Source organism: Micromonospora sp. M51 (genome assembly GCF_018070305.1).
Lineage (GTDB): Bacteria > Actinomycetota > Actinomycetes > Mycobacteriales > Micromonosporaceae > Micromonospora > Micromonospora parva.
Genome location: NZ_JAGPXZ010000400.1, coordinates 1 through 5,558, shown reverse-complemented (window position 1 = coordinate 5,558; position 5,558 = coordinate 1). Strand labels below are relative to the sequence as shown.

Sequence of the window (5,558 nt, the reverse complement as noted above, 5' to 3'; positions counted from 1 at the left end):
GAGTGGTTGACCGTCCATCAGCAGCGGACGGGTCCGCCCGTCCGGCCAGCGCAGCACCGCGACCGTGTTGGACGTACCGAGGTCGACACCGAGTGCGAAACCCTCGTGCTGGCCTGCCATTGCCCGATACCTCCGCCGCGACGAGGGGAACTCGACCCCGCATCGTACGCAGCCCCCGCAGCGCTGCTGATCACTCGGTCAGTCGCAGTCGCAGTCGCAGCCGTCAGGACGGTTGACGTCCGCGGGACGGCGGGAGATCGGCGCGACAGCCCGCACCGCTCAGCGCGGCGGTTGACCTACCGACCGCCGGAGCACGTCGCCGCGCTCGGGCGGGGGCGTCACGTCAAAGCTGAACGTTGTCGGCGAGTACCGTGCCGGTCGCCCCGTTGCTGATGCCGCCGGCACCCAGCGAGCGCCATCGTGTGCCGGTGACCGTCATACCCGCCCCGCTGTTGATCGCGACCGCATGCTTCGCATTGCCGTAGGCGACGTTGTCGCGGGCGGTGACTCGGTTCGAGCCGACAATGTCGATGGCGCTGTAGGTGTTGGGCGTCTGGTAACCGGCGTCGGAAACCGTGTTGTGCGCGACCTCGGTGATGTCGACGCCGCTCAGGTGGATGCCCTGCTGGAGCGGTCGGTAGATCCGGTTTCCCAGCACGCGCACCAACTCGGCGTTGACCACCTTCACTCCGTAGCTGCCCGCGCCCGTTACGTGGATGTCGTTGTCGGACACTGTGATCCCGGTGACCTGGGAGAGGTTGTTCCGGGAGATCAGGACGCCGCCGTCGGTGGGCTGGGTGATGGTGTTGCCGACGATGGTGACCCCGATGACCAGGGCTGGAGTCACCGTCTCCTGGCTGAAAACTCGCACCCCGCGCTGGGGCCCGTTGAAGGTGTTGCCGTTGACGACGATGTTGGAGCTGGACGGGTCGCCGACGAAGACGCCGTCCTTGCCGCCCTTGGTGCTGTTGCCGGCGATGATGGTCGTGTTACAACCCCAGCAGTCGATGCTGTTGTCGTCGAAGCCGATGACCGTGTTGCCGGCAATCTTGCCGTTGCGGCCGTAGCGGTTCGAGATGCCCTGCGAAATCGCAACGGGCGGACTGACCGCGGTGATGACGTTGGACTGACAGGTATAGAAGTTGATGCCAACCGCGGCCGAATCGCCGCGGAAGATGATGCCCCAGTTGCAATTGAGGACGCGGTTGTCGGTGACAACGCAGAAGTCGGCATCGGCGACGTAGATCGAGCTGCGATAGTTGTTGTCGGCCACCGTGGAGCCGTGCCCGCAGTGGTCGAAGAAGCAGCCGGCGACTGTGACATGGTGCGCGCCCGAAGAGACGGACACGCCGGAGCCGCCGATGTTCGTGAACCGACAGTTGACGATGGAGCTGTACTGAGCGTCACCCTCGATGATCACACCGACGCCACCCGGCTGGCTTGTTCCGTCGAAGTTGAGGCCGTCGAGCGAGTGGCGCGCCCTGCCCAGACGCATCAGGTTGACTGCGGCACCCGCCTTGATGGTGGCACCGTGGCCTCGCAATATCTGCGGTGTGGCCTGGTAGACCGTGAGCGTGTTCGTGATCAGGTAGACGTTGCCCGGGCCGCCGAAGTCCACGGCCCGGCCCTGCGACAGGCACCGCTGCACAGCCGCGGTGTCGTCCGTGACGCCGTCACCAACCGCGCCATAGTCTTTCGGCGACACCACCGAGGTGTCGGAACCCGCCGCCATCGCCGGCTCAGCGGCGGTCAGCGCCGCAGCTCCCGCCAGCACCGGCGTGCCGTAGAGCAGAGCGCGGCGGCTAAGGCTGTTCTTCGTCATGTCGACCGATCCCCCGTAGGTTGTCTTTGCGCGGCTGGGAGCCTACGCGGGACAGGTCCGACGCGGTGCCCCTCGAAATGAGGGCGGCAGGCACCACTGTGGCGCCCGCCGAGCGCGGCCAGGCCGTCGAACAACCGAGGTGATGCCGCCTGGTCAGTGGACGGACCGGACGGCGACGATCTGACCTCCGCTGGTCTCCCCGGTCGGACGGAATCCGAGGGTGAGATAGAACCCCTCCGGGCCGTCCTCCCCCGATTCCCAGGTCGTGTAGATCTGGTCGTGCCCTCGGCTGCGGGCCTCCGCACGAACGGCGTCCACCGCGAAGCGGCCGTACCCCCGGCCCTGTTGCTCGGCGGCGATGTTCAGCCGCCACAGGCCCGAGCGCCGGTCGTCCGGTCGGTCCCACTCGATGTCGAAGAAGCCCATCAGGAAGCCGACGATCTCATCACCCTCCACGATCAGACGTGGCCAGGCGATGTCGGGCTGCGCGTACGCCTCGGCAAGGGACCAGGCGACCGGGGACGAGTACTTCTCCTGGTCGGGTCGCACCTGCAACCGGCAGGCGGCTTCCACGTTGTGTTCAGTGATCTTCACCAGTCCGGGCACGCCCGCCACCCTATCGACCAGGATCCGCGCATCACCGTCGAGACTGCTGTGCCGCGCGCATCAGCCGGAGCTGGCCGATCTCCGCGACGTTCTTCATCAGCTCGGCGTTGACCCAGCCAATCGTGTGCGTGACGGTGTGGTCGGTCCCGTCCGGCCAGGGGAAGGTCGCGGTGCGGTCGAGGTCACGCTCGCTGAGCTGGTCGAGCAGACCCAGCCACTCGGTGCGCAGGTCACGCAGCCAGGTCACAGTCGGCTCGCCCGGGCCCGGCCAGGTGACGGCCGTGCGGTCGGGCGCGGGCACCCCCCGCAGATGGTCCATCGCCACGGTCCACCACCAGCCGACGTGCCAGGTGAGCCAACCGATCGTCGGCACCGGGACCGGGTCGGGTTCGGTGTCGGCCCAGTCCGGAACCCAGGTGCCGTCGACGCCCTGCCGCACCGACCAGCAGTGGGCGGCCGGCTCCCAGAGGGCGTCAGCCGCGTCGAGTCGCTCGAGGTGGTACTCGAACAGCGACCAGGTCAGGTCGAACTGCCAGCGCAGAAGGGCCAGCGGCGAAACGGACATCCGGGGATTCTGTCCGGGCACCGGCACCGCCGTCGACAGAATAACCAATCGACGGCTCGCGGCAGAGCGCGGCGGCACAGCGCGCGGGCCCCGATCAGTCGGCCGGGCAGCGCTCGGAGAGGGCGTAGCGGAGCAGGACCACGTCGCCGATCTGGCGAGCCTCGGCCAGGCGGGCGCGGCGACCCGGGTGCCAGGGGAAGCGACCCTCGCCGACGAACCGGGGCGCACGGCCGTCGCCGACGAAGAACGGGGCGACCACCAGGTGCAGTTCGTCGGCGAGACCGGCGGCGAGGAACTGGGCGTGCACCGTCCCGCCGCCCTCCACCATCAACCGCCGCACACCCCGCGCGGCCAGGTCGCTCAGCAGCCACCCCGGGTCGACGGGCTCACCCGCGTCGACCACTGTGGCCAGTCGGCCGACCCGCTCCTCGGTCTTCTCCAGCGCGCCGGTGGCGCAGTAGACGAGCCGCACCGAATCACCGGCGGTGAAGAAGCGCGCGGTCGGGTCGAGGTCGCCCTGGGCGGTCAGCGTGACCTTGGTGGGCGAGGCCTGTCGACCGGCCGCGACCCGCTCGGCCCGACGGCTCGGGGAGCGCACCAGCAGCCGCGGGTCGTCGCGCCGGACGGTGCCGGCGCCGACCAGGATGGCGTCGCAGCTGGCGCGGACCGCGTCGACGCGGTCCAGGTCCTCGTCGTTGGAGAGCAGTAACCGCTGCTCGGTGGCGTCGTCGATGTACCCGTCGATGGAGGCGGCGCAGCTCAGCAGCACGTACGGCCGCGTCGGCTCCGGCCGGCAACTCATCGGGGCTGCTCAGGAGTGCGACCCGCGAGCGCGTCCGCCGCCTCGATCTCCGCCGCCTTGGCCGCCTTGGCCGCCAGGTACTCGGCGTTGGCCGGCGACAGGAAGACGCTGGTGAGGATCCGTTCGACCACGTCCACGCCCAGCCGGGTCAACTGGTCTTCCTTGTCCGGGTTGCTGCTGAGCAGTCGGACCCGCGGCACGCCCAATGTGGCCAGCATCTGCGCGGCGGCCGTGTAGTCCCGCTCGTCCTCGCCCCGGCCCAGCGCGACGTTGGCCTGGTAGGTGTCCAACCCGGCGTCCTGCAACGCGTACGCGTCCAGTTTGGCGTACAGGCCGATGCCACGGCCCTCCTGCCGCAGGTAGAGCAGGAACCCACCGGTCTCGGCGATCCGCTGCACCGCCTCGCGCAGTTGGGGGCCGCAGTCGCAGCGTTCGCTGCCGAACACGTCGCCGGTCAGGCACTCGCTGTGCGGACGCACCAGCGGCGCCTCTCCCCCGACCGCGAGCCGGTCCAGGGCACCGGCCCAGTCACCGAGGCCGAGGGCCAAATGCTCCCTACCGTCCACCAGGCCCTTGAAGGTGAACACCCGGGCGGTTGTGGAGTAGCCGTCGGGAAACGCCAGCGGCACCGTGACCTGCGTGCGGATCGTGGCAACCGGCAATGCTTCGGGCATGGGACTCCTTCGTCCGGCGCCACCGCCGTCCGGCGACGCGTACCGTCTCACCATCGACTTCAACAGCCGCCGTCGGAGGTGGCTTCCCGGGCGGCGGCCGGAGTTCGACGCCGACGGGCCAGCAGCACGGCGGCACCCGGCAGGCTGGCCACCAGCACCAGTGCACCGTAGACGGTGGCGGTGGCGACACCCTCGGCCGCGCTGAGACCGGCCGCGCCGAACACCCACGCGGCCACCCCCTCCCGTGGCCCGAAGCCGGCCACGTTCAACGGTAGGCCCATGGCGAGCAGGGCGAGCAGCGTCAACGGCAACAGTCGGGACAGCGGGGCGTCGGATCCGGCGGTGCGCGCCGCCACCAGGAAGGTGGCCAGGTGACCGGCGACCATCACCGCCGAGGCGACCAGCACACCGAACCAGGTGCGCCGCGCCAGCAGCCCTGACCGCACGTCCGCCACTGCGGTACGCAGCGCCGTGGCCCAGCGGGACCCGCCGCCGTTGGGTAGGACCCGGGCCGCCAGCACGACGACCAGCCCGCCGGCGACGACGAGCGCGGCGGCGACCGGCAGGTACGGCCGCACCGGGGACGGGAAGGCCGCGAGCACCACCAGCGCGACGCCGACCAGGACCACCTGCCCGGCGGTACGTTCCCAGACCACCGCGCGGATTCCCCGGCTGACGTCACCGGCGTCGCGGCCGTGGCGCACCGCCCGGTGCACGTCGCCGAGCACACCGCCGGGCAGTGTGGCGTTGAGGAACACCGCCCGGTAGCAGTGCGCCACCGCCGTCGCCAGCGGCAGGCGGACACCGAGGCCGCCGGCGACCAGGCTCCACCGCCACGCCGCGCAGACCGTGGTGAGCACCCCGATGACCAGCGCCGCTGCCAACGCCGGCGCGTCGATCAGTCGTACTCCGGCGAGGAACGGGCCACTGCCCACCTGCCACAGCAGGACGGCGAGCAGACCCACCCCGCCGACCACTCGTGCCCAGGCCCAGAACATCCGCGCCGGCCCTCCCCTTGAAGATCGTCCACTTGCCCTAGTCCACGTACCCAGGGCGTGAACGGTTCATCCACCGGCGAGGAGGTCGGTG

Annotated in this window: 6 protein-coding genes; all 6 read right to left on the bottom strand. The window is 70.2% G+C overall.

Features of this window, described 5'->3' with window-relative positions:
- Positions 1-343 precede the first annotated feature (343 nt).
- Positions 344-1,822, bottom strand: a complete 1,479-nt coding sequence (locus tag KBX53_RS20460; protein ID WP_210861058.1) for a right-handed parallel beta-helix repeat-containing protein — start codon at positions 1,820-1,822, stop codon at positions 344-346.
- A gap of 153 nt (positions 1,823-1,975) precedes the next feature.
- On the bottom strand, positions 1,976-2,428 hold the full coding sequence (locus KBX53_RS20455) for a GNAT family N-acetyltransferase (protein WP_210861056.1): 453 nt from the start codon (positions 2,426-2,428) through the stop codon (positions 1,976-1,978).
- Between the two features lie 31 nt (positions 2,429-2,459).
- The gene (locus KBX53_RS20450) at positions 2,460-2,993 is read right to left on the bottom strand and encodes a DinB family protein (protein ID WP_210861054.1); all 534 of its coding nucleotides are present in this window, start codon (positions 2,991-2,993) and stop codon (positions 2,460-2,462) included.
- Positions 2,994-3,087: 94 nt separating this feature from the next.
- Positions 3,088-3,795 carry a dihydrofolate reductase family protein gene (locus tag KBX53_RS20445; RefSeq protein ID WP_030335549.1) on the bottom strand — a complete coding sequence of 236 codons (708 nt, stop codon included), beginning with the start codon at positions 3,793-3,795 and terminating at the stop codon, positions 3,088-3,090.
- Positions 3,792-4,469: a GTP cyclohydrolase II gene (gene ribA, locus KBX53_RS20440; RefSeq protein WP_030335546.1), complete on the bottom strand. Its 678-nt coding sequence runs from the start codon at positions 4,467-4,469 to the stop codon at positions 3,792-3,794. Before ribA ends, KBX53_RS20445 begins: the two co-directional genes overlap by 4 nt.
- A gap of 59 nt (positions 4,470-4,528) precedes the next feature.
- On the bottom strand, positions 4,529-5,467 hold the full coding sequence (locus tag KBX53_RS20435) for a lysylphosphatidylglycerol synthase transmembrane domain-containing protein (protein ID WP_036412151.1): 939 nt from the start codon (positions 5,465-5,467) through the stop codon (positions 4,529-4,531).
- Positions 5,468-5,558: the final 91 nt, after the last annotated feature.